Genomic DNA, 844 nt, shown 5'->3' with positions numbered 1-844 from the left:
AGATCGGTTTTGATGGGACCCAGGCGCTTATTGAACAGATCATTTTCCTGCGACTGCTGTTCAGCCAGGTCAGCCTGGCGCATCATTTCTGCTGCCTGGCGGCGCAGCTCGGACGCTGAAACTTTTAAATTGACTGCATTCATTGGGGCTACAACCTCTTCTTTTGCTTTTGGCATGTCCTGATAACACTCCTTTTTGATAATTGTCTCTACCGGTTCCAATGGCGCGCCCCACTCCTGGATAAAGCTCACTTTGTTTGCTTTCGGTTTAACTGGGGAGGTCAGCTGGTGGCCGAACGGTGCGATCGGATCGCCATGGCGGGCATGGCGGAAATACACGTTCTCCTGACCTGGTGCGCCGGTGCGGTATACGGTGTAAACGTGAATATTTTCCCGGGTGCGAACAAAGTTAACCAGGATCTCCAGTTCTTTTTTGTTCAGGGTTTGCAGGCTGCTGACTTTACGCTTCACCTGGGGCAGGCTCACGCCATCCGCATGGCGATCGACGTAGGTCTTCAGCTCTGAAAGGTGTCGCTGAAGCTTCGGCGGTAGCTTTAACAGCGTCTTTGTGGTTTCCATCATGCTTTGCGCTTTCCCGCTGTAATCCGGTGGCTGAAGGCCAGAGATGCGACCAATCCCAGGCACATATTGATGCCTGGCAGGTGAACATCGCTGACCCCATCGCTCACCATCTTCTCTAATTCCCGCCGGAAGATGTCCATACCGGCGGCCTCGGTGTCGCTGATGGCTTTGGCAGTGGCCGGGATGTTGTTGCACTCCTTCACTGCCGAAGCCAGCTGTTCGCGGTGGGTTGGTAACCAGTCATTACTGGCTACCAGCTGTGC

2 protein-coding genes are annotated in these 844 nt (G+C 54.1%); both read right to left on the bottom strand.

The features are described 5' to 3' along the window. A partial coding sequence (locus CYR55_RS23020; RefSeq protein ID WP_146001050.1) for a hypothetical protein occupies positions 1–581 on the bottom strand: 581 nt, incomplete at its 3' end. Next, on the bottom strand, positions 578–844 hold a 267-nt coding region (locus CYR55_RS23735; RefSeq protein ID WP_165699665.1), incomplete at its 5' end, for a hypothetical protein. The genes CYR55_RS23735 and CYR55_RS23020, both read right to left, overlap by 4 nt.

It is taken from the genome of Chimaeribacter californicus (assembly GCF_002858675.1).
Classification (GTDB): domain Bacteria; phylum Pseudomonadota; class Gammaproteobacteria; order Enterobacterales; family Enterobacteriaceae; genus Chimaeribacter; species Chimaeribacter californicus.
This window is presented reverse-complemented; position numbering and strand designations above follow the sequence as displayed.